Origin of the sequence: Chitinophaga sp. RCC_12 (assembly GCF_041360695.1) — a bacterium.
Classification (GTDB): Bacteria; Bacteroidota; Bacteroidia; order Chitinophagales; family Chitinophagaceae; genus Chitinophaga.
The window spans coordinates 258,199-279,086 of the sequence record NZ_JBFUPS010000001.1 but is presented as its reverse complement, the minus strand read 5'-3'; the positions used below and the strand labels follow the sequence as shown (position 1 = coordinate 279,086).

20 protein-coding genes and 1 tRNA gene are annotated in these 20,888 nt (G+C 46.1%); 5 read left to right on the top strand and 16 right to left on the bottom strand.

Translation table 11 applies throughout. The features are described 5' to 3' along the window. The first annotated feature begins 100 nt into the window (after window positions 1-100). On the top strand, window positions 101-1,975 hold the full coding sequence (locus tag AB6805_RS01200) for a M1 family metallopeptidase (protein WP_370907636.1): 1,875 nt from the start codon (window positions 101-103) through the stop codon (window positions 1,973-1,975). A gap of 31 nt (window positions 1,976-2,006) precedes the next feature. Here AB6805_RS01200 and AB6805_RS01195 read toward each other — a convergent pair whose 3' ends face one another. The 9 genes from AB6805_RS01195 to AB6805_RS01155 all read right to left on the bottom strand — a co-directional run bounded on the left by AB6805_RS01195 (window position 2,007) and on the right by AB6805_RS01155 (window position 12,145). Further along, complete coding sequence (locus AB6805_RS01195) at window positions 2,007-2,666, bottom strand: response regulator (protein WP_370907635.1); 660 nt, start codon at window positions 2,664-2,666, stop codon at window positions 2,007-2,009. 2 nt (window positions 2,667-2,668) lie between these two features. Then, window positions 2,669-4,069 carry an ATP-binding protein gene (locus AB6805_RS01190; RefSeq protein WP_370907634.1) on the bottom strand — a complete coding sequence of 467 codons (1,401 nt, stop codon included), beginning with the start codon at window positions 4,067-4,069 and terminating at the stop codon, window positions 2,669-2,671. Between the two features lie 36 nt (window positions 4,070-4,105). Beyond that, window positions 4,106-4,819 carry an urea ABC transporter ATP-binding subunit UrtE gene (gene urtE / locus AB6805_RS01185; protein ID WP_370907633.1) on the bottom strand — a complete coding sequence of 238 codons (714 nt, stop codon included), beginning with the start codon at window positions 4,817-4,819 and terminating at the stop codon, window positions 4,106-4,108. Beyond that, window positions 4,816-5,571, bottom strand: a complete 756-nt coding sequence (gene urtD, locus AB6805_RS01180; protein ID WP_370907632.1) for an urea ABC transporter ATP-binding protein UrtD — start codon at window positions 5,569-5,571, stop codon at window positions 4,816-4,818. Before urtD ends, urtE begins: the two co-directional genes overlap by 4 nt. Before the next feature lies 1 nt (window position 5,572). Continuing rightward, the gene (gene urtC / locus AB6805_RS01175) at window positions 5,573-6,652 is read right to left on the bottom strand and encodes an urea ABC transporter permease subunit UrtC (protein ID WP_370907631.1); all 1,080 of its coding nucleotides are present in this window, start codon (window positions 6,650-6,652) and stop codon (window positions 5,573-5,575) included. 11 nt (window positions 6,653-6,663) lie between these two features. Beyond that, window positions 6,664-8,307 carry an urea ABC transporter permease subunit UrtB gene (urtB, locus tag AB6805_RS01170; protein WP_370907630.1) on the bottom strand — a complete coding sequence of 548 codons (1,644 nt, stop codon included), beginning with the start codon at window positions 8,305-8,307 and terminating at the stop codon, window positions 6,664-6,666. A 49-nt stretch (window positions 8,308-8,356) separates the two neighbouring features. Beyond that, the gene (gene urtA, locus AB6805_RS01165; RefSeq protein ID WP_370907629.1) at window positions 8,357-9,664 is read right to left on the bottom strand and encodes an urea ABC transporter substrate-binding protein; all 1,308 of its coding nucleotides are present in this window, start codon (window positions 9,662-9,664) and stop codon (window positions 8,357-8,359) included. 45 nt (window positions 9,665-9,709) lie between these two features. Then, window positions 9,710-10,999 carry a hypothetical protein gene (locus tag AB6805_RS01160; protein WP_370907628.1) on the bottom strand — a complete coding sequence of 430 codons (1,290 nt, stop codon included), beginning with the start codon at window positions 10,997-10,999 and terminating at the stop codon, window positions 9,710-9,712. A 552-nt stretch (window positions 11,000-11,551) separates the two neighbouring features. Further along, window positions 11,552-12,145, bottom strand: coding sequence for a 2OG-Fe(II) oxygenase (locus tag AB6805_RS01155; protein ID WP_370907627.1), 594 nt, complete (start codon window positions 12,143-12,145; stop codon window positions 11,552-11,554). A gap of 135 nt (window positions 12,146-12,280) precedes the next feature. Between AB6805_RS01155 and AB6805_RS01150 the strand changes: the two genes are divergently transcribed. The 3 genes from AB6805_RS01150 to AB6805_RS01140 all read left to right on the top strand — a co-directional run bounded on the left by AB6805_RS01150 (window position 12,281) and on the right by AB6805_RS01140 (window position 13,833). Beyond that, a complete protein-coding gene (locus tag AB6805_RS01150) occupies window positions 12,281-12,649 on the top strand; it encodes a YccF domain-containing protein (protein WP_370907626.1) in 369 nt (122 codons plus the stop codon). A 63-nt stretch (window positions 12,650-12,712) separates the two neighbouring features. Next, window positions 12,713-12,913: a hypothetical protein gene (locus AB6805_RS01145; protein ID WP_079472574.1), complete on the top strand. Its 201-nt coding sequence runs from the start codon at window positions 12,713-12,715 to the stop codon at window positions 12,911-12,913. 245 nt (window positions 12,914-13,158) lie between these two features. Beyond that, window positions 13,159-13,833, top strand: coding sequence for a nuclear transport factor 2 family protein (locus AB6805_RS01140; protein WP_370907625.1), 675 nt, complete (start codon window positions 13,159-13,161; stop codon window positions 13,831-13,833). Window positions 13,834-13,857: 24 nt separating this feature from the next. Here AB6805_RS01140 and AB6805_RS01135 read toward each other — a convergent pair whose 3' ends face one another. After that, the gene (locus AB6805_RS01135) at window positions 13,858-14,436 is read right to left on the bottom strand and encodes a YdeI family protein (protein WP_370907624.1); all 579 of its coding nucleotides are present in this window, start codon (window positions 14,434-14,436) and stop codon (window positions 13,858-13,860) included. 114 nt (window positions 14,437-14,550) lie between these two features. Here AB6805_RS01135 and AB6805_RS01130 point away from each other — a divergent pair. Further along, a tRNA-Lys gene (locus AB6805_RS01130) sits at window positions 14,551-14,623 on the top strand. 330 nt (window positions 14,624-14,953) lie between these two features. Here the strand turns inward: AB6805_RS01130 and AB6805_RS01125 are convergent. The 6 genes from AB6805_RS01125 to AB6805_RS01100 form a co-directional block, all read right to left on the bottom strand. Beyond that, on the bottom strand, window positions 14,954-15,427 hold the full coding sequence (locus AB6805_RS01125; protein ID WP_370907623.1) for a tetratricopeptide repeat protein: 474 nt from the start codon (window positions 15,425-15,427) through the stop codon (window positions 14,954-14,956). A gap of 152 nt (window positions 15,428-15,579) precedes the next feature. Continuing rightward, on the bottom strand, window positions 15,580-15,846 hold the full coding sequence (locus AB6805_RS01120; protein ID WP_370907622.1) for a thioesterase domain-containing protein: 267 nt from the start codon (window positions 15,844-15,846) through the stop codon (window positions 15,580-15,582). A 135-nt stretch (window positions 15,847-15,981) separates the two neighbouring features. Further along, on the bottom strand, window positions 15,982-18,351 hold the full coding sequence (locus AB6805_RS01115) for an ABC transporter permease (protein ID WP_370907621.1): 2,370 nt from the start codon (window positions 18,349-18,351) through the stop codon (window positions 15,982-15,984). 398 nt (window positions 18,352-18,749) lie between these two features. After that, complete coding sequence (locus tag AB6805_RS01110) at window positions 18,750-19,655, bottom strand: alpha/beta hydrolase (RefSeq protein ID WP_370907620.1); 906 nt, start codon at window positions 19,653-19,655, stop codon at window positions 18,750-18,752. 25 nt (window positions 19,656-19,680) lie between these two features. After that, entirely contained in the window at window positions 19,681-20,652 is a 972-nt protein-coding gene (locus AB6805_RS01105) for a helix-turn-helix domain-containing protein (RefSeq protein WP_370907619.1), read from the bottom strand. A 70-nt stretch (window positions 20,653-20,722) separates the two neighbouring features. Continuing rightward, entirely contained in the window at window positions 20,723-20,869 is a 147-nt protein-coding gene (locus tag AB6805_RS01100; RefSeq protein ID WP_370907618.1) for a hypothetical protein, read from the bottom strand. Between the last annotated feature and the right edge of the window lie 19 nt (window positions 20,870-20,888).

Sequence of the window (20,888 nt, the reverse complement as noted above, 5' to 3'; positions counted from 1 at the left end):
TCTAATGTGTCCGTTTTCAATACAGGCGGCGGCCGGTTTTGAAAACAACCTTTCTCGTTATCTTTCCCTAATTTTAGCGTTTTCAAATTGGCAGATGCGTATGAACAGAATTATCTTTAGCCTGCTGTTGCTGATGGGAGTAAACACCATCGCATCAGCACAGGAATTGTATATGCCCCGCAATATTAAACAGGCATATGTAAACGGAACCCGCGACAAAAGCGGCGCACCCGGTAAGCATTACTGGCAGAACAAAGGCGTGTACGATATCCGGCTGGCAGTAAACCCGCCCGACCGTAAAGTAACCGGCAGCGAAACAATCAGCTACGTGAACAACAGCCCCAATGCATTAAAACACCTAGTACTCCGCCTCATCGTTAACCTGCATAAATACCAGGCGCCCCGCTCAGGATATGTGAGCAAAAACTTTTTAACGGATGGCATCACCATCGATACACTGCTGGTGAATGGCGTGAAGCTAAAAGTTAATAATGATGTAGGCACGCTCTCGTATGTAGTATTGCCAACGCCTTTGCAGCCGAAAGACAGCCTACAGCTGCAAATCGCCTGGCACTACGACCTCTCCGTGCAAAGCGGCCGGGAAGGCATGCTGGACAGTACGTCGGTTTTCATGGCCTACGCATATCCCCGCGTATGTGTATACGATGATTACAATGGCTGGGACGGACTGGATCATACCGACCGGGTAGAGTTTTACAGCGACTTCAACGACTACAACGTATCGGTTACCGTACCAAAAAACTTCGTGGTGTGGGGTACCGGTGACCTGCAAAATGCGTCCGAAGTGCTGCAGCCAGGGTTTGCAAAGCGTCTTCAGCAATCTTATACCGCTGATAGCGTCATGCACATTGCTACGCTTGATGAAATGCAGCGGAAAGTGGTTACCCGCCAGAACAATACGAACACCTGGAAGTTTAAAGCCAACCACATCGCAGACGTTACCTTTGCAGCAAGCAACCATTACGTATGGGACGCCGCCAGTGTAATCGTGGACAGCAGCACCATGCGCCGCGCCAGTGTACAGGCAGCGTTTAACGATACATCCACCGACTTCCATCACTCGGTAGCATTTTCGCAAAATGCACTGGGCTGGTTCTCGCACCAATGGCCGGGCGTGCCGTATCCGTTTTCCGTAATGACAGCCGTACAAGGCTTTGCAGATATGGAATACCCCATGATGGTAAATGATGGTTCGGCCGGGCACGACCTCAGCTTTGCCCAATTAGTGCAGGACCATGAAATAGCGCATACCTATTTTCCTTTTTACATGGGCATCAACGAAAGCCGCTACGCCTTTATGGATGAAGGCTGGGCCACCACTTTTGAATACCTTATTGGCATTGCGGAAAAAGGGAAGGAAGTAGCCGATAACTTCTATAAAAAATTCAGGGTCACCAAGTATATCTTTGATCCTTCCACGGAAGAAGACCAGCCGATCATTTCCATGTCCAACCAGGTAAGCGGAATGGGCTACAGCAATAACTCCTACGGCAAAGCATCCTTGTCCTACCTCGCGGTAAAAGACCTGCTGGGCGATGAGCGGTTTAAAAAGTGCCTGCATGCTTATATGGACAACTGGCATGGAAAACATCCCATCCCCTGGGATTACTTTTATTCCTTCAATACGGCGGCCGGTGAAAACCTCGACTGGTTCTGGAATAACTGGTTCTTCAGTTATAACTACATCGATCTTACTTTATCGGAAGTAAAACAAGAGAAGAAAAGTATAAAAGTGAAGATAGACAATACGGGTGGTTTCGCTATCCCGTTTGATGTGATAGCTACTTTTGCCGACGGCAGTACAGCTACCTGGCATCAAACACCGGCAGTGTGGAAAGCCAATACCAAAGCTACTGTGCTGGATCTGGCGGTAAAGAAAGAAGTAACCACTGTGCGGCTGGAAGGCAACCTGTTTATGGATGCCAATGCAAAAGATAATAGCTGGAAAAAATAATAACAGGAGGGGATCGCATCGCGCGATTCCCTTATTCCTCTTTCAGTAAGCCGTTTATTTTACAATACTCCACGGCTTCTTCAATACTGTTTACCTGGAACTTGCGCAGGATGTTCATACGATGCGCTTCAATGGTGCGGATGCTGATGTTCAGCGATTCCGCAATGTCTTTATTATTAAGTCCCTGGCTGATCATCCGCATGATCTGCTCCTCGCGGCGGGAAAGGGAGATCTCCTGTGTGCCGCTGTTGCCGGGCGTTTGCCTGGCATCAAGATATTTTTTTACGAGAACATCACTGACTTCCCCGATAAAATAATATTTCCCCCGGTGGATGGTGCGGATCGCACTGAGGAATATTTTATTGCTCGTATCTTTCAAAATATAACCGCTGGCGCCCATTTCAAGGGCTGCTGCTACGTAGTCGGGTTCATCAAAAAGGCTAAAGAAAAGGATCCTGCCGCGGGGATTTTTTTCCAGCAGGCGGGTACTGGTTTCCAGTCCGTTTATACCCGGCATGCGGATATCCATGATAATAACATCCGGTTGGATAACAGTTAACCGTTGCAACGCATCTTCACCGCTGCTGGCTTCTCCCGTCACTTCCATGTCGGCTTCGCTGTTGATGAGCTGTTTAAGACCGTTCCGGAATATTTCATGATCATCTACTAAAAAAACGCCTATTTTTTTCATTGCTAAAAAGTTATTGCCAACTGTACAATTGTTCCGGTGTTGGGTGTTGAATTGATTTGAAGCGTACCGCCCAGCAATTCCGCCCGCTCTTTCATATTACGGATGCCATTCACTTTTTTGGCCTGCTCGGAAGAGTAAAGCTGCTGGCTGTCGAAATGGAAACCGTTGCCATTATCCCTCACGGTCAGCTGCAGGAAATTGGCCGTACCGTCAATATCTATTTCAATGGTATCTGCATCTGCATGCTTGATGGCATTGTTCAATGCCTCCTGCAAGATACGGTAAACGCCTGTCTTTACTTCCTTTGGCAGCGGCGCCGCCGCTAAGGTGTCTTCCAGCTGGAAGTCTATACCCGGGGCCGTTTGCCGGCAAAGTTTAATCAGTTCATCAATGGCTGCCCGCAACCCGAAATCTTCCAACACGCTGGGCAGCAGGTCGGCGCAAATCCGTTTGGTTTCATTGATGATGCTGTACATCATGGTATTCACCATAGCAATTTCAGGATCGTGCTGCATACTCCGGTCTTCTATCTGTTCCAGCTTCATACGCAGGCTGGTGAGCATCTGCCCGATGCCATCGTGTATTTCAGCGGCCACCCGCTTACGCTCTTTCTCCTGCCCGTTGATAATGGAATAGGAACGTATACGCTGCTCCGTTTCCTGGCGCAGTAATTTCTCCTGGTTGGCCAGCTGCACCTGCTCTGTTAACTTGCGTGCGCGCTCTTCTGCATCTACCAGCCCGCGGATAATTTTCCGGATGCGGGTAGATAACGGGTAGAAGATCACCCCTGCTTCCAGCATCAGCGTAAACAGCACCAGTCCCAGCACGATGTATTCAATTTCCTTCAGGTTGCGGATGCGTTCTTTGGAAAAGCGGTCGTAGTCGAATACAATCAGCTCCATGCCCAGCAGGTACGACTTTTCATAGGCCAGTATCGTTTGCACATACGGCCGGATGCGCTCCGGTTTAAAGGCACTGTCGCTGTACAATACCGTAATCATTTTACTGGCGGCATCCCATATTTCCTGGTGGGGGTTGCGGATAATCTCGAACATCTGTTTCAGCTCATCCTGGTCATTTGCCGGTAAGTTGAGAAAGTTACTGCCGGCCTGTAAGCCTTCGTGCGATTTCTGCCATTGCTTCAACGTATTGATAAATTCTTTCCGGTTATCATCTATATCCCTGCCGGATTCCAGTAGCAGCGCCAGTTTACTCAGCGTTTGACTGTACGTTCGCAGCTTTCCCGCAAAGTTGATCACGTGCGAATCATTCATCTGGTGGTTCAGCGCCTGCTGGATCTTTATCTGGCTAAATACAGACAACAATGCAATAGTGGTGAGCGCCACCGCGTAGAGGATGGTGAAGATCTTAAAAATACTTCTGTCTTCGGATACAGGATGCATAATGTTAAAGATAAATAAAACCCGCGCCTGGTAGCATCACACCGCAATATGTTTTTCCAGTTCCGAGTGCTTCAGCTCTTCCGCGGTGCCATCCAGCACCATCCGGCCACGGTCCATGAAATAGTAATGATCCGTTACCTGGTTGGCGAAATCTATTTTCTGCTCCACCAATAACACCGACAGTCCCTTTTGTTGTACCAGCTGTTGCAGGATATTGCCAATTTCCTGCGCAATGGAAGGCTGTATCCCTTCTGTAGGCTCATCGAGCAACAGGAGTGAAGGGTTGCTTACCAGCGCCCTGGCAATAGACAGCTGTTGCTGCTGCCCGCCGCTCAGGTTACCGCCCGCGCGTTTACGGAAATCTTTCAGGATGGGAAACAGGCTGTAGATCTCTTCTTCCGGGATCTTTGCTTTCCGGTTGGGATGCGCTTCCAGTCCCAGCAGCAGGTTTTCGTATACCGATAGTTTCGGTATAATTTCCCGGCCCTGCGGTACGTAGGCAATGCCGGCCTTTGCTTTTTTATGCGGCGGCAATGCTGTAATGTTTTCATTGTTGAAAACAATACTGCCTTCCTGCGCGGGCAGCAGTCCCATAATAGTTTTGAGCAAGGTGGTTTTCCCTACGCCATTGCGGCCCATCACGGTGGTAACGGCGCCTTTTTTTACGGCAAGGGTGGTGCCGCGCAAAATGATGCTCTGTCCGTATGCGGCAGAGATATTGTTGATGGTCAATACAGGTGTGCTGATCATAATGTTTCAAGTTGAGCGTTAGTACGGCCTAAATAGCAATCTATTACCCGCTGGTCATTCTTAACTTCCGCAAAAGTGCCTTCCATCAGTCGTTTGCCGCGAACCAGTACCGTCACCAGTTCGTTGGCTATCTGTTCTACAAATTTCATATCATGTTCAATCACAATAATGCTGTGCGCTTTGGATAACTCCAGCAACAGCGCGCCGGTTTTCTCCGTTTCTTCATCACTCATGCCCGCGGCAGGTTCATCTATGAGCATCAGGGTAGGGTCCTGCAATACCACGATGGCAATTTCCAGCCACTGCTTTTGTCCGTGCGAAAGGTCGCCGGCCAGTTTATACATTACGTTGGTGAGCGAGAGCTTCGCGGCCACGCTGTGTATCCTCTCTGCCAGTGCTGGTGTGGATTTGAAGAAGAGGGAAGAAAAGATGTCCTTCTTCATTTTGGCCGCCAGCAACAGGTTGTCGTGCACCGTTAATCCCGGGAAAACAGAGGGCTTCTGGAATTTCCGGCCTATGCCGGATTCCGCGATCTTTACTTCGGTTTTCCCCAGGATGGATTTGCCATTGAAAAATACTTCGCCTTTGTCGGCTTTTGTTTTTCCGCAGATGATATCGAGGAAGGTGGACTTGCCCGCTCCATTCGGACCAATGATCACACGTAATTCTTTATCGCGCAAACTGAAATGATCCAGGTTCAGTGCATGCACACCGCCAAATGATACCGCCAGGTTGTTTACGTTGAGTAGCATATCAGTGGGTAGTTTGAGGTGTTTTAAACCGGGCAGCGGAGATCTTTTGTTTGATAGTCTCCAGCAGGCCCATAAATCCTTTATCAAAATATAATACCGTGATCACAAACAGGAAGCCCAGTATAAACAACCATGAATCCGGGAATAAACTGGTGCAGATGCTATACAGGAAGTTCACCAGTAAAGCCCCCAGCACTGCGCCTTTCAGGTTGCTCCGGCCACCGAGCGCCACCCACATCACCATTTCCACCGATGCTTTTACATCCATACGGCCAGGTGTGATAATACCTGTTTGCGGCAGGTATAACATACCGCCCACGGCGGCTAACAGTGCCGCCACTACGAAAACAGCCAGCTTGTAATCTACCACTTTGTAGGCGGCATAGCTGATACGCGATTCACTGTCGCGGATCGCCTGCAATACTTTCCCGAACTTGGAGTTGGTGATCCGGTAGCAGAAAAAATAAGCAGCACACAATACCGCAAAGGAGATCATGTACAGCGCAAGTTTTACGGAAGATGAAGAAAGGTTGTAACCCAGCAGGGTGTTGAAATCGGTAAGACCATTGGTACCACCAAGATTGGTTTCATTCCGCAAAAAGATGAGCCACATCGCCAGCGTAAGCGCCTGCGTGATGATAGCCATATACACGCCTTTGATCCGGCTCCGGAACAACACAAAGCCCACCACAAAGGCAAAGAGGGCGGGGATTAGCAGGCATAGCGCCAGCGACCAGCCAAACGAATGAAATGGTTGCCAGAATAACGGCAACGTATCTATTTTATTCCACGCCATAAAATCGGGCAATACCGCGCCCGCCGCTACTGTTTTCTTTAGCAGCAGGTGCATGGCAATACCATAGCTGCCTAAACAAAAGAAGAAGGCCTGGCACATGGAAAGGATGCCGGTATACCCCCAGATGAGATCAATACCCAGCGCTGCTATGGCAAAGCAGAAATACCGCCCCCATACAGAAATGGTATTCACGGAGAGGAGCCCCGACAGGTAACCCGCCGGCAGCAGGATCGCAAAAATTGCGATGAACAGTATATAATACAGTGGATTGTTTTTCGTTTTCATATGCCCGGTTTTTAATCTTCCGCAACGCGGCCTTTGTCAGGAAATAAGCCTTTGGGTTTATACTGCATGAACAGCATAATAAACACCAGGATAAACACTTTGCCGTATACTGCCTGGAAAAAGGATTCTGATATTTTGGTGAAGAAGCCAATGCCCAGCCCGGAGAAGATAGTGCCGGCGAGTTTGCCCACACCGCCTGTTACTACTACCAGGAAAGAATCTACGATATAAGTTTGTCCCATATCTGGCACCACGTTGCCAATCAGCGTAATGGCGCAACCAGCGAGGCCGGCCAGCCCGGATCCGATAAAGAAAGTAATGGATGCCACACGCCGGGTTTCTATGCCCAGGCAGGCGCTCATCTGCCGGTTTTGTGTAACGGCCCTGATCTGTAACCCCAGCCTGCTGCGGTACAACATCAGGTAAGTGAATACTACCATCAGCAGGGTGAGTACAATAATAAAAATGCGGTTATAGGGTAAGGTGAGATGTGGCGATACTTGCCATCCGCCGGATAACAGTTGCGGCGTTTTCACCGCTGTAAGATCTCCGAATAACAAACGGGCGGTTTGTATCAGTATTAAGCTCACGCCCCAGGTAGCCAGCAGGCTTTCCAGCGGCTTGGCGTACAGGTGGCGGATGACCAGCCGTTCCAGTATCCATCCCATTGCGCCGGCTACCATAAAAGAAAGGGGCAGTGCGGCGAGGAAGAAAAGATCTGTTTGCGGAATGCCCAGTGTGTGGGTGAAAAATACCTGTGTGCAATAAGTAGTGTAGGCGCCTATCATCATAAACTCGCCATGCGCCATGTTAATGATCCCTGCGAGTCCGTATACAATGGAAAGCCCAAGGGCAATCAGTATAAGGATGCTGCCAAGACTTAGACCGCTAAAGAAGTTCTGTATTCTTTGCAGGCTGTCGTAGCGTTTCTCCAGGCTGATGGCCTTGGCTGCGGCATAGTGGGCTGTTTCCTGGTTTAAGAACCCGGCTTTTGCATAGTTTCTCAGCAGCACGGGGGCGTTGTCGCTCCAGTTGTCGCCGATACTGTCGATATACGCTTTGGCGGTGGCGGTGCTGGTAGCGCTGTATAAGCGGGCGGCGTACAACACATCTTTACCAGTGCGCCGCGCATCCGCATTGGTTTCTTTTGCCAGTGCGGCCTGCAGGATGGGAAGGGTGGCGCTGTCGCCCGCGTTTTTCAGCTGGGTATAAGCGAGGATACGTTTTTGCGCATCGTTGCTGAACAGGTTCATCAGCGGGGCTATCCCCGCCAGTTGCAGCCGGTCGGCGCGGGGAATGTCTACCGTTTGGAGGGCAGACAAGGGTAACAGCAGCGGTTGCCCGCTGCTGTTGGTAAGGAGTCTGTTATCGGGATAAAGCGAGTAAAGCCGGTAGGTTCCCTCTCCGGTAGGTTTGCTGTCCACCGTTACCGCCTTATGATCCAGCAGGTACAGCTTTTTATCATTGATCGCCATCAGCAAAGGAAAGGTGGCCGGTATCCGGAGGGCGGCCAGTCTGCCAATAGCCTGCGTTCGCACGGAGTCGTTGGTTGGTTGCAGCAGCTGTGCGGTGTAGATGGAGGCGCTGTCCTGTGCCGCTACTTTCAGGGGTAGCAGCAGTAAGCAGCACATCAGCATCCGTAGGGAGATTTTCATCGCATCGTATTTGATAATTTGGAAATAGCCTGTCTTTTTAAGTACCCGCTTATTTTTTGGCGTAAGTACCGTTGTGGTTCACCCAGTCGCAGTCTTTATCGGGAGACGTTAACGGCGACCATGGTTGCGGATCCACGAGTCCTTCGGATTTCCAGATGATATCAAATTGTCCGTCGGGTTTTATTTCGCCGATCACAACTGGTTTTGCCAGGTGATGATTCCTGGGGTCCATTTTAACCAGTCCGTCGGGAGAAGGGTAATCCAGCCCGTACAGGGCGTTGCGCACTTTTGATACATCGAAGGAACCTGCTTTTTCAGCGGCTTTTGCCCAGAGATAAACACCGGTGTAAGCCCAGCAGATAGGATCATCTGTTACTCTTTTATCGCCGCCGGGTAATCCTTTTTTGGCGCAGAAGGCTTTGAAGTCGGCCACAAACTTTTTGTTTTCGGGCAGGTCGTTCGACTGGAAGTAGTTCCATGCCGCGAGGTGTCCTACCAGGAATTCTGTGTCCATAGAGCGGAGTTCATCTTCTGCCACAGAAAATGCCATGATGGGGCAGGTAGCGGCAGAAAGGCCCTGGTTGGCAAATTCTTTATAGAAAGGCACATTGGAATCGCCGTTGATAGTAGAAAGGATACAGGCTTTACCATCTGCTGCAAAGCGTTTTACTTTAGAGATAATGGTTTGGTAATCCTGGTGATGGAACGGCGTATATTCTTCAATGATATTTTCTTTCGGGATGCCTTTGGAGAGCAGGTATGCTTTCAGGATTTTGTTGGCAGTGCGGGGAAATACGTAATCTGTTCCCAGCAGGTAAAACTTTTTATAACCGCCGCCTTTTTCGCTCATGAGGTATTCCGCGGCTGGAATCAGCTGTTGATTGGGGGTAGCGCCAGTATAGATTACGCTGTTGGAGCATTCTTCTCCTTCGTATTGTACGGGGTAAAAGAGGAGGCCGTTGTTCTGTTCAAAAACCGGCAGCACGGATTTGCGGGATACGGAAGTCCAGCAGCCAAATACTGCAGATACTTTTTTATCGATCAGCAGTTCTTTGGCTTTTTCTGCAAACAGGTCCCAGTCGGATGCCGGGTCTACGATCACCGGTTCTATTTGTTTGCCGAGTACGCCGCCTTTGGCGTTGATTTCATCTACTGCCATTTGCACCGCATCTCTTAAAGATACTTCAGAGATGGCCATGGTGCCGCTGAGGGAGTGGAGCACGCCTATTTTAACCGTTTCTTTGGAAGTGGCAGAGTCGCTGCTGCCGGCTTTCCCGGCGCTGTTGTTACAGGAAGAAAAGAGCGCGGTGGCGCCGAGGAGCAGGATGGGTAGTTGTTTCAGGAAAGCGTTTCTCATGTGTTGTATTATTTTATAAAGAAGATGAATGAATGCGTATGTCCTTTAGAAAATGAAGAATTGAGCCTGCAGCCAGAGTTGTCCGAATGTTTTTTTCGTGTAGTCGTCGGCGGTAGCAGTTGCCACGTTGTAGGTACGGGTAGTGTAGGAGAGGCGCAGGTTAGTACCGGTGCCATTGAAGAAGTAGTTTAGTCCTCCGCCCATTACAGTGCTGGAGTTCATCTTATCAAAGTTGGCAGGCTTTACGGTGCCGGCTTGTGCGGCTTCGGCGCTTACGTCCTGGTTTTCGTACCGGATCCAGGGTTGCAGTTTTGTTTTTTTGAAGTAATAGCCGAGTTCCAGGAACTGAACGGTTTGTTTAGGAATGAGGGTGGCAAAGGAGTATTTGGAATCCAGTTTGGTGCCGCCGGTCATGTACTGGAAGGCTGCATTTACCGTAATGGAGCCTGCGTTTCCCAGCGGGTGGTCAAAGAATACATCCGTGCTGAGATTGTAGTAGGTGGCCTGTGCATCAAATCCTGCGGCCCATGCGAGGGTTTTACCATTGCCCAGTTTGGTGCCGGCATAGTAATAGTCCTTTTCCGCATCGAGGAAGTTGTAGGCAACACGGCCTACGGTACGGAGTGGCGCGCCGCCATCTACATTACGGCCGGTGAAAACTCCCAGCCGGTATTCCAGTTTATCGTTGGCAAGGAAGCCGCGGGCATTGATTCCGAGATCGCGGCCAAAGTTTCCCTGCAGCGGGCTGTTGGCAAACAGGTTATAAGGGTACTGGAAGTAGGTGAAGTCGTTTGCCATTAAACCGGCGGCGCCCTGTAAGCCGTTACGGTTGTTGGAAACGAGTTGCATCCCTGCCACCAGCTGGAAGGCGTTGGTGAAAGTATATTCCAGTTGCGCATCCAGTATGATGGGCGACACCTTTACATTTTTCTCGCCGTTGGATTGTATGCCGATGGGAGAAGGGATTTCCGTTTCCATAAAGAAGCTGGCCTTTTTCGTAAGCTGGCCGCCAACGAGTACCCTGGCGCGGTAAATGGAAAAGCCCTTGTTCCAGTCTTTCGCCGTTTTATCGTTACTGGGTGTGCCAAAGCCTGTTTGCTCGCCGGAGGCGAACATATGCACAATGGCGCCTACCTGGATAGAAGGTTTAAAGGGCAGGTCCGAAGCCTGGAAAAGGGTGATAGCCTTTGCGCTGTCGTTGCTGGTATTTAAAGAAGCGGGCAGTTCAATTAAGTAACCGCCTCTCTTTTTCTTTTTTGGGGGATCGTTGTTTTCGGCTTTCGCAATAAATGGAGCAGTGGCAAGTATGAAGATAAATGTGGCTGACAATTTCATAAAATAAGTAATTAAAAATTAGATAATGTACTTAAGTACTTTTTTGGTTGATCGATCAGTATACTTAAGTATAAAAGTAGAAGATTAATTTACTTAATTCATAGAATTTTTCTAAAAATGATTAAAAATTACGTGAGTTGCTGATAATAAACGTATATATATTTTATTATAATATAAGCATAAGTGTCATTTATTACTTGATTAAGTAACTTGATTTATAGCGTGTTATAATATAATATAGAAAGAGAAGGAAAGCCCGCGCTTTTGGGTAGGGTTCTTCACTTTATAATATTATAAATATTACATATGTAATAGAAGGGTGAAAAGTACCGTACTTCCGGACGAGGTCCCAGGCAGTGGTGTCGCTACCCCGATTTTTAGATAATCCATAGATAATTCATATCTTATAGATACGGCTTATCTATGGCTTATGCGTAAGTAAACTATGGGTATACTTTGAATAAGCATGATTGGATACCAGCATGAGCTTTACACACAGGACCAGGAGGGCCTGCCATGCAGGGGGAAATGAAATAAGAATAGAAAGTAGCCTTAGCGTTTCAGCCAGCCGGTGATACTCATCCTGGGTTTATGGGTGAGCTGCACTTCATGTTCCAGTTCACTGCTTTTGAAGAAAACAGTTTTGCCGCTGCTGGGATCTACCTGTTGTGCATCGCCATTGGCATGGTAAATAGATAGCTGTCCTCCATCGGCGGGCAACCAGCCGGTATTGAGGTAAATGATCATGGAATATTGACGGCTGTCGTTATTGCGGAACTGATCCAGGTGTTTCTTGTAAAAGCTGCCGGTTTCATACAAGGTGTAATGAAACTCATACCCCGTAATGCCGGTGTAGCACGACTGGTTCAGGTAAGCCACGAAGGCGTCCATTACATCAAAAAAGGCATTTTCATGCGCGTTGTTGTGTTGCCTGTCGAGCCAGTAAATAACATCCCCGCGAACGGATTTGTCCTGGTTCACCAGCAACTGATTGCCGGTACCTGCCGACAGCATGCTTTTTCCGGAGTGAAGATGAAACAGGTTTTCTTTTAAGTCGTTGGAAAGCTGACTGCTTAAAAAATTTTCTGAGATACCTACCTTGCTTTCAATGAAGCTGTTAATTAATGTGTCAAAGGCCTGTTGCAAAAAGGGGGGTGCTTATAGGAACAGAATTATTCCCATTCCGGTGAAGGTAGCGGGAATAAACAGATTTGATATTAATATTTTTTCATTACCAGCTATTTCTTCGTAAATATCCTTTAACCTTTTTACATTTGAAAGATGAACTTAATTGGTAACATCATCTGGCTCATCTTTGGGGGCTTTTTTGCATTTATACAGTATATGGTCAGCGGCTTTCTCCTTTGCCTGACGATTATCGGTATTCCGTTCGGATTGCAATGTTTTAAGATCGGTTTCTTCACCTTGTTTCCATTTGGCCGGCAGGTAAGAGATGTTCCGGGGCAAACGGGTTGCCTGGCCACGATCTTCAACATCATCTGGATCCTGATCGGCGGTGTATGGATAGCGCTCACGCACCTGGTTTTTGGCCTGCTGCTCAGTATCACCATTATCGGCATTCCCTGGGGCAGGCAGCACTTTAAGCTGATGAGCCTGAGTTTTACGCCTTTTGGAAAAGAAATTTTCTGACGGTTGTGTGTGCCGCTATTGGCATGACTATTGGATTTCTGTTTCCGGACTAAAAACTGAAATATGAAAAAGATATTGTTTGCAGCAGCAGCTGTAGGTACTGCAGCCTCCCTGGTTATCTTATATCTCAGAAAACGTCAACAGGGACAGGATTTACTCGAAGACGCCAAAGATTCCGTAAAGAAATCCGCCGGCACTATGCGTGATTATGTGCGTAAAGCAAAGGCAGAGGCCAATGGAATTTATAGTAACGCAATGGGGTAAACCAGATAACTTTTTGAAAGCGCGTCCCGCCACGGGGCGCGCTTTTTTTTATCCAGTCGAAATTAAATGCAATTGATTCGCCGGGAAAATAGTAGGTTTACGGCATCATTGTTTTCACCACATATCTCCTCCCGGTTACCAAAAACCGGTTTCTCCCGGAAAGGGACAGGGTTTCCTTTCTTTAATATTTCCACACTATTTTAATGCAAACAGGTGCTTACGGGCACATTTAACCAGGTAATTACATGTCATCAATATCCAATAAGGCCATTGTACTGGCCGCATTCAAGCACCTCATCGGGGAGCGCAACACCGGTGTAATAGATACTTATCTTCATGATTCCTACATCCAGCACAGTCCTATGGTAAAAGACGGCAAGGCCGGTTTGCTGGAGGCGCTGGCGTACCTGAAGCAGCAACCCGCTCCTGCGGAGACAAAATCGCCCGTAGTGCGCACCATTGAAGATGGCGATTACGTAATGCTGCATATGGATGTGGCTTTTATGGGCAAAAACGTGGCAGTTGTGGATCTTTATCGCCTCGAAGAGGGGAAGTTGGCAGAACATTGGGATGCCACGCAGGAACAGCCGCAGAATGCGTCTATAACGGAAGGCGCTACTGCCATCACCGACGGGCATCTCACCACCGCTAACAAGGCCATTGTGGAACGATACCTCCGGGAGCGGGATGCCGCGCTGCTATCGCCGGATTATCACTCGCATGATGTGGGTAGTCCTGCACTGGAAGGTTGCCGCATTCACCGCATCATAGGAGAGGGGAACTTTGTAATGGCGCAATGTTCCACTGCAGATGTTGTTTGTTACGATATATACCGGCTACATGAAGGATTACTGGCCGAACACTGGCGGGTAGCGCAGGCTATTCCCGTAAAGCTGCCGCATAATAACGGAATGATATAGTGTTTTTACAGCTGGAATGGCCGGTCAGTGAAACTTTTCGTGCCGTTCCAGCTTTGCGATGAAATCGACAATACGTTTCGCCCTTGTTTCCGCCTTCTTCGCATTTTGCAACCGGAAGTAAATAGCGAATTTATTTTGCTTGTTCAGCGTTTCAAAGAAAGCAGCAGCCTTTTTATTCTTCTTTAATGCCGCCATAAAATCGTCCGGCACCGTTGCCTCACTCTGCGTAGCATAGGCCTTCTCCCATCGGCCATCGGCCTTTGCCAGCTCCACCTGGTGAATGCCCGCAGGCTTCATCTTTCCTTCCGCCGTAAGGCGCTCTATATGTTTTGTATTCCTCTCCGACCAGATGCTCTTAGCCCGCCGCGGTGTAAATTTCTGTATAAAGGATTTTTCATCAACGGACTTCGACTGGCCGTCGATCCACCCGTAGCACAGCGCTTCTTCCAGTGCCTGGGCATAATTAATAGAAGGGATTTTGGTATCTTTTTTATACATGCGCAGCCATACGCCGTCTTCCTGGGCATGATTTTTTGCGAGCCATTTCTCCCACTGCTGCTGGGTTTCGAAGAAAAGTTCAGGTAGTTCTTTAGGAGTTGCCATAGGTATAAAGATAGGGAATTGATGTGCGTGTATGCATGGGGGTTAGCACTTTTTTTAAGAATTATTTGGAAGTTTTAAATTAATTCCTACTTTTGCACTCCCATTAAATGAAACGATTCCCTAGCTCAGTTGGTAGAGCAATACACTTTTAATGTATGGGTCTTGGGTTCGAGTCCCAAGGGGATCACTGGAGAAACTTGAAACCTGCGCGCTGCGTGGGTTTTTTGTTTTGGATCTATTTGGCGGTCTATCAAAATGCGAAATTGCTTTTCGGTTTACTTAGTTTTATTTGAGTTGACTTGTCAATACTAATTTACAATATTTAGATTTTAATTCACAGTATTCGTTCCTAATTATGATTCTAGCGGTATCATAAACTAATCAAACCTCTACCCGGCTCGGGTTTTGCTTTTTAGCCGGGTTCAGATTGTATAACCTTTGTACTTTCGCTGCACCTTACAATGGTTAAACAGCACGCACTAGTTATTAGCTTTCCTCTTCTGCACCTGCCGGGTATTTATTTTTTACTGTTTTCGAGGGTTTTGAGTATCTCCATTCCTTTTTTATTGCCAGGGTTCAGGGCCAGGGACTTCTGATAGCATTCAATGGCTAATTGTTTATTGCCTTTAATAGCATATGCTTCTCCCATACTATCATATGCGTTGGCTGATCGCGGATAATTTTTGACATTGTGACTGAAAATATCGATCGCATTGTCTATGTTATTCAACTCCAGTTGTTTGTATCCACAGGAATTTACAAAATCTTCGCCAGGCATAATGTCATAGCCGAATTCCGTGGATAATTTTTTGAAGTGGTTAACAATAGACTGATAGTCCGACAGATTGGTCGCGTCGTCAATATTTACATACCAGTTAGCATAAATGAACCGTAGTCCGTCGTACATCGCTCTCAATGGCATTGAAAAGTGATCTTCTTCATTGTAGGTTTTGAAGTCCCATTTCAAATCCGGTCCGGCATGGTTTTTCATACGGTACACAACATGATAGCCTGTATTAGAATAGTGTATAAAGTATGCTTGTTCATCATTAGAATATCCGGTTTTAGTTTTTTTAGTAATTATTTATACTGTTATATATAATTACTGCTTATTTGCATTCAATTCGCAGTTCTAAGATAAATTTATTTAACAGCAAAAATGATGCTGTTGTAATATGCATTGATAATAGCTGGTAGGTAGTAGTTCATCGGGTCTTCATCTTCCAGGAACTCTGGTGGTATACCGCCAGGTGCAGTCAGCTTTTCGATAAAATCATGGTCATCAAACAGGAGCCAGTCCGTGTTGTTTCGAATGCCTAATCCGGCATTACCACTGGTAAAAAGAAATGCAGGTGGTTGAAGATGTTTTTCCAGCAGCTGCGTAACTGCGAGTGCCGGGTAGGCGCCCATGCCTGTCGGCTTTCATCTGACTTTGCTGCTATCAAAATTCTATTCTATTCATTTCTATAAAATTTCGTTTGGTAATTACTATTGTACTATCTATCCAACATTAAAAAGAGGAAATTTTCTCAAAGAAAATGATATCTATTCACTTTTTAATGATATTACCGGATTTGTCAATGCTGCTTTGATTGCCTGTGTGCAGACTGTAAACAGCGCAATCGTCATCGCAGCAATTCCCGCTGAAATGAAAACCCATAAACTGATATTAACTCTTAATGCAAAGCCCTGGAGCCAGCGGTTCATAATATAATAAGCAAGTGGTGCAGCCAATAGGAACGCGATAGCTACCAGTTTTACAAAATCTGTCGAGATAAGCACTACTATATTTCTTATTGAAGCGCCTAAAACTTTTCGAATACCAATTTCCTTACTTCGTTGTTCAACCATACAAGTAGCAAGCCCTAATAAACCCAGACAGGAAATTATAATAGCTAGCGTGGAAAAAACGCCACTTAGCATTGCAGTTCGCTTTTCTTCGCCAAATTGCGCAGCATATCCGTCATCGGCAAACTGGTATGTAAAAATGTTTTCAGGACTTTCTTTTTTAAAAATAGATTCTATTTGGTTTATATTCTCAGATGCCTTCCTGTTTCCGTTAAGGCGTAATGTCATCATGTTCATCTGGGATTTTGGCCCCTCAACTATCATAGGTAATACTTCATCATATGGAGAATTAAAAACAAAATTCTTCACGACACCTACTACTGTCCAGGAGATATTATTATCTTCCACCTTTTTGCCAATAGGATTGGTAATGCCCATAGCTTTCACGGCAGCTTCATTGAGTAGAACAGCAGTAGAATCTGCAGGAAACTTATGAATGTCAATATCCCGGCCCTCAATTAGTCGTACACAAGTTGTTTTTACCCAATCGGCATCAACCGAATATCTGTTCAACCGGATCTCTGCATTCGGATCTTTTTGCTCCCAATTAATCCCCGAGGAACTGTTGTAACTATAGGTCATCGGGAACATCGTTTTGGTTATTGAAACCGCAGCGCCAGTATTTAAAATCTCTTGACGTATGATTTCTATTTTATTGTCAGGAATATCATTAAGTGGAATAGACACCAATTGGTCTTTCTGATAGCCGGTATCGCGGTTTTCGGCGTATTTAATTTGTTGCCTTACAATTACAGTACATGCAATAAGACCTATAGCAAAAGTAAATTGCAGCACTACTAAAGCCTTTCGCAGATTAATGCCCCGATGTGAATCAACGTAAGAGCCTTTAAGTACCCCTATGGGCTTAATGGAAGAAAGAAAGAAAGCAGGATAGCTGCCGGCCATAATGCCTGTTAATAAGATGAAAATAAGAACAGATAACCATAGCCATGGTTCGCTGTATGGAACTTGAAGAACTTGTCCTAACATGTTTTCAAATGACTTTAAAAGAAGCGAAACAAGCATTAAGGCTATTATCCCTGCTATAAGTGCCAATACAACTGACTCTATAATAAACTGGCCAGCCAGTATGCCCCGACTAGCACCGGCTACTTTACGTACCCCCACTTCCCGTGCGCGTTTTTCACTTCGTGCGGTACTTAAATTCATAAAATTAATGCAGGCAATAAGCAATATGAATGCAGCAATTGTTCCAAACATATAAACACGATCAACTCTGCCTCCTGACACCTTCCCATTTTCAAAGGTGCCGTACAGATGCCATTGTGAAGAAGGGTAGAGAAACATTTCAGACGATGTTCTGGCGTCTTTTTTATGTGCAATGTTTTTTATTTTGACGTTAAACGCATCAAGATCCATTTTGGGCTTCAGAAGTACAAATGTCTTTACCATCCCATTGGTCCAGGGATGAGGCGATGCGTCTTTATAACCCAAAGTTTCATAAGTGCTCCAATTGAGTAAAGCATCACCGCTAAACCTTGTATTGACGGGAAAGTCGGCAAGAATACCAGTTACGGTGACAATTACATTTTTTTCACTATTAAGCAAAAAAGTTTTACCAATTGCTTGTCCATTACCAAAAAATTTCTTAGCTGCAGATTGGGTTAAAACAACCGAATTAGGCTGCTGGAAAGAGCTTTTGGGATTCCCCGTAATAAAGGGGAAGCTGAACATAGAGAAAAAATCCTGATCAATAAACATTGCCTGACAGGCAACCGGCGAGTTACCAATTTGTAAGGTGAAATTTGCGGAGTTATATCGGCTGCTAGCCTCTACCTCGGCAAATTCTGTCTTAAGGGCCTGTCCCATAGGCTCAGGTGTGCTGGCTGTTGTCTGAATGTTCCCATTAATGTTTGTCTGCTTATATACTTCGTACAGACGATCTCCTTTTTTGTGAAATCGATCAAAGCCTACTTCATGTTGTATCCATGTTAGGATGAGTATAGCACCAGCCATACCAATGGATAAACCAATAATATTGATTAGTGAAAAGGTCTTATTTTTGGTAAGATTCCGCCAGGCAATTTTGATATAAGTTTGCAACATGTATGAATAGATTATGATTGATATTTACTCTCCCTATTGTTTCAGAGCACGGATTGAAGAGATAGCATATGAATAAAGAACCGTATTATTGATCTGAATATCCTCGAAACGACAATTAAAGAGATAAGCCGAATGTAGATTTTGTAGATAAAGGCAACATACTTTTATTTCAAATCATAGATGCACCTTTTTTATCTTTTAAGAAATAGAATCATGGGAAAGTCTCAATAGAGATGCCAATTATATAAATCATTCTAAACAAATGACTTAATAATATTATATCCGAAACAACTGTACGAAAACGGACAACTTTTTGTACGATGCCGCACATCTTACAGATCCGGCGGAGGTCACCACATTAGCTATGGTCATCTTCTACTAAAGTATTTGTAACCTAACTAACCGTTTAATTTATCTTTTAAAAAGGCGCTGGCTTCCTGCATCGCTTGTTCTCCCATCGCACCTGTCCCGAAGAATCCGTGTATATTTTCGTAATTTTTATAAACTGTTGGTACGCCTGCCTTTTGTAACTTGTCTGCATAGGCTTTTCCCTCGTCTCTCAACGGGTCGTAGTTGCAGGTAAAGATCATGGCCGGGGGCAGGCCTGAAAAATCGCCCGCCCGGAGGATCGAAGCCTCTTCGAACAGGGTGGGATCAGGTACATAATTGTCCCAAAACCATTTCATGATTTCTGCGGTAAGCACATAGTCCTTCCCGTTTTCCTGGTATGACGGATGATTGGCGCTATAATGATCTGTTACAGGGTATGTTGCAAACTGTGCTTTCAGCGCCATGCCTTGCTTTGTTAACATCCGGGCAACGTACAGCGTCATATAACCACCCGCACTGTCACCGGCTACTGCCATGCTTTCACTTGAGCCGTTATATTCCGCAGCATGTTCATGGAGCCAGACAACGGCTGCAACGCTGCTTTCCGGCCCTTGAGGATAGGGGTGTTCAGGAGCAAGTTTATAAGCCACCGACATGACAATACAGCCTGTGTTTTTACAGATCTGCCGGCAAATCTCATCATGCGTTTCCAATCCCATCAAAACAAACCCACCACCGTGATAATAGCAGATCAATGGGAACGGGCCTTCGCCATAAGGTATATAAATGCGGACAGGGATAGAATGATGCGTAATGTTTTTACTGATCACATTTGCCACAGCAGTGGGGCCGGGATCCGGCATAGCCTTCGCCATTGCTTTTCTCGTTTCTTCCGGGGAAGCAAGTTTTAATTTGTCAAATCCGTGTTGCTTTGAAAAAGCTATCGTATCTAAAACTTCTTTTGATAACGCCATGTTTTTTTGCTTTTAAAAATTAGTTTTATAAGTCATCCTTGAATTTTTTGGGCTTTGTCTTAAAATACTTTTCAAACAAACGGGAGAAATGACTCATATTGGTAAAGCCAAGGCGATAACCTGTTTCTGATACGGAAAAATTCTTAAGCAGTTTGGCGGCTTCATTCATCCTTGCACGTTGAAAATAATTGTAAATAGAATCGCCGAATATCTGGCGGAAAAGCATTTTCATTTTGGTCGGGCTCATGGCGATCTTTTTGGACAGATCGATTAACTGCGGCGCTACCGACAAATCCTTAAGGATAATAGATCTAGCCTTGAACAACTTGTCTGCATCGGCTCTGCTGATGGCAACTTCGGCCTCATTAACCCTTTCGGTTATTTTAGCGAACAACAGATAAATTAATTCAAGCGCTTTTACCTGGTAGCGCAATAAATAAAATGGTGAGCCTAAGGTTATGCTACTGAAATCCTTCAGCGTGCTTTCCATCTCACCCGACATTAATACATTGACGACGAACGATGGGTTGGTTAAAAGCCGGTTGCGCAACGTGGCTTCCTCTACTGATAAATGAAGCAATTCTACCAAAAGCTCACGCGCCACATTGATAACCAAAAAGTATATCTCTTGCTGTGCGGGAAAGAATATCTCGGTAAAAAAATTGCCCGTGCCCAGTTCGGCTTCGCATCCCGGAGCAAACAGGTGGGTTGCCTGCTGTCCGGTTTCCCAAACAACCTTCCTGCTGTCGAACCTAAGCGTCAGCATCTTAGACGGGCCGGCTGATTCCAGGCGTTTTAATGAAAACTCTTCTTTAAGGATGTAGCGATGCATGCACAGGCTCAGGCCTTGTCTTAACTGTATTTCCTGTATATAGCCGTCTCCTAAAGATTCCGGCAAATAAACCCGGTTTTCGGTAACAGGCATTCCAAACCTTTTACCAAATGCTTCGGCAAAGTGGAACCCTTTTTCAATAACAAATTCAAAAGTAACGGCCATGATGTTTTCTTAACAGGTTGACTTAAGGCTAATTTCATAGATTTGAATTGATGGGGGATACGCGGGTAGCCTAAACTTTCGGGCGTTGGAGAGGTGCTTCGGTAATAATCAATCCCGCGCTGCTGCTCTGCCCGTAATATCCGGCCATCAGATCGTTAGGTATATTGTCGATGGCCCTGCTTCTTGTCATGGGTGCCATCACTAAGTGGTTCTTCAATTTTAATCCGTTCCTGTCG

Excerpts from the sequence above, each read along its gene's own strand:
- AB6805_RS01200 (WP_370907636.1), top strand. The coding sequence starts at position 101 with ATGAACAGAATTATCTTTAGCCTGCTGTTGCTGATGGGAGTAAACACC.
- AB6805_RS01195 (WP_370907635.1), bottom strand. The coding sequence starts at position 2,666 with ATGAAAAAAATAGGCGTTTTTTTAGTAGATGATCATGAAATATTCCGG.
- AB6805_RS01190 (WP_370907634.1), bottom strand. The coding sequence starts at position 4,069 with ATGCATCCTGTATCCGAAGACAGAAGTATTTTTAAGATCTTCACCATC.
- urtE (WP_370907633.1), bottom strand. The coding sequence starts at position 4,819 with ATGATCAGCACACCTGTATTGACCATCAACAATATCTCTGCCGCATAC.
- urtD (WP_370907632.1), bottom strand. The coding sequence starts at position 5,571 with ATGCTACTCAACGTAAACAACCTGGCGGTATCATTTGGCGGTGTGCAT.
- urtC (WP_370907631.1), bottom strand. The coding sequence starts at position 6,652 with ATGAAAACGAAAAACAATCCACTGTATTATATACTGTTCATCGCAATT.
- urtB (WP_370907630.1), bottom strand. The coding sequence starts at position 8,307 with ATGAAAATCTCCCTACGGATGCTGATGTGCTGCTTACTGCTGCTACCC.
- urtA (WP_370907629.1), bottom strand. The coding sequence starts at position 9,664 with ATGAGAAACGCTTTCCTGAAACAACTACCCATCCTGCTCCTCGGCGCC.
- AB6805_RS01160 (WP_370907628.1), bottom strand. The coding sequence starts at position 10,999 with ATGAAATTGTCAGCCACATTTATCTTCATACTTGCCACTGCTCCATTT.
- AB6805_RS01150 (WP_370907626.1), top strand. The coding sequence starts at position 12,281 with ATGAACTTAATTGGTAACATCATCTGGCTCATCTTTGGGGGCTTTTTT.
- AB6805_RS01145 (WP_079472574.1), top strand. The coding sequence starts at position 12,713 with ATGAAAAAGATATTGTTTGCAGCAGCAGCTGTAGGTACTGCAGCCTCC.
- AB6805_RS01140 (WP_370907625.1), top strand. The coding sequence starts at position 13,159 with ATGTCATCAATATCCAATAAGGCCATTGTACTGGCCGCATTCAAGCAC.
- AB6805_RS01135 (WP_370907624.1), bottom strand. The coding sequence starts at position 14,436 with ATGGCAACTCCTAAAGAACTACCTGAACTTTTCTTCGAAACCCAGCAG.
- AB6805_RS01125 (WP_370907623.1), bottom strand. The coding sequence starts at position 15,427 with ATGAAAAACCATGCCGGACCGGATTTGAAATGGGACTTCAAAACCTAC.
- AB6805_RS01120 (WP_370907622.1), bottom strand. The coding sequence starts at position 15,846 with ATGGGCGCCTACCCGGCACTCGCAGTTACGCAGCTGCTGGAAAAACAT.
- AB6805_RS01115 (WP_370907621.1), bottom strand. The coding sequence starts at position 18,351 with ATGTTGCAAACTTATATCAAAATTGCCTGGCGGAATCTTACCAAAAAT.
- AB6805_RS01110 (WP_370907620.1), bottom strand. The coding sequence starts at position 19,655 with ATGGCGTTATCAAAAGAAGTTTTAGATACGATAGCTTTTTCAAAGCAA.
- AB6805_RS01105 (WP_370907619.1), bottom strand. The coding sequence starts at position 20,652 with ATGGCCGTTACTTTTGAATTTGTTATTGAAAAAGGGTTCCACTTTGCC.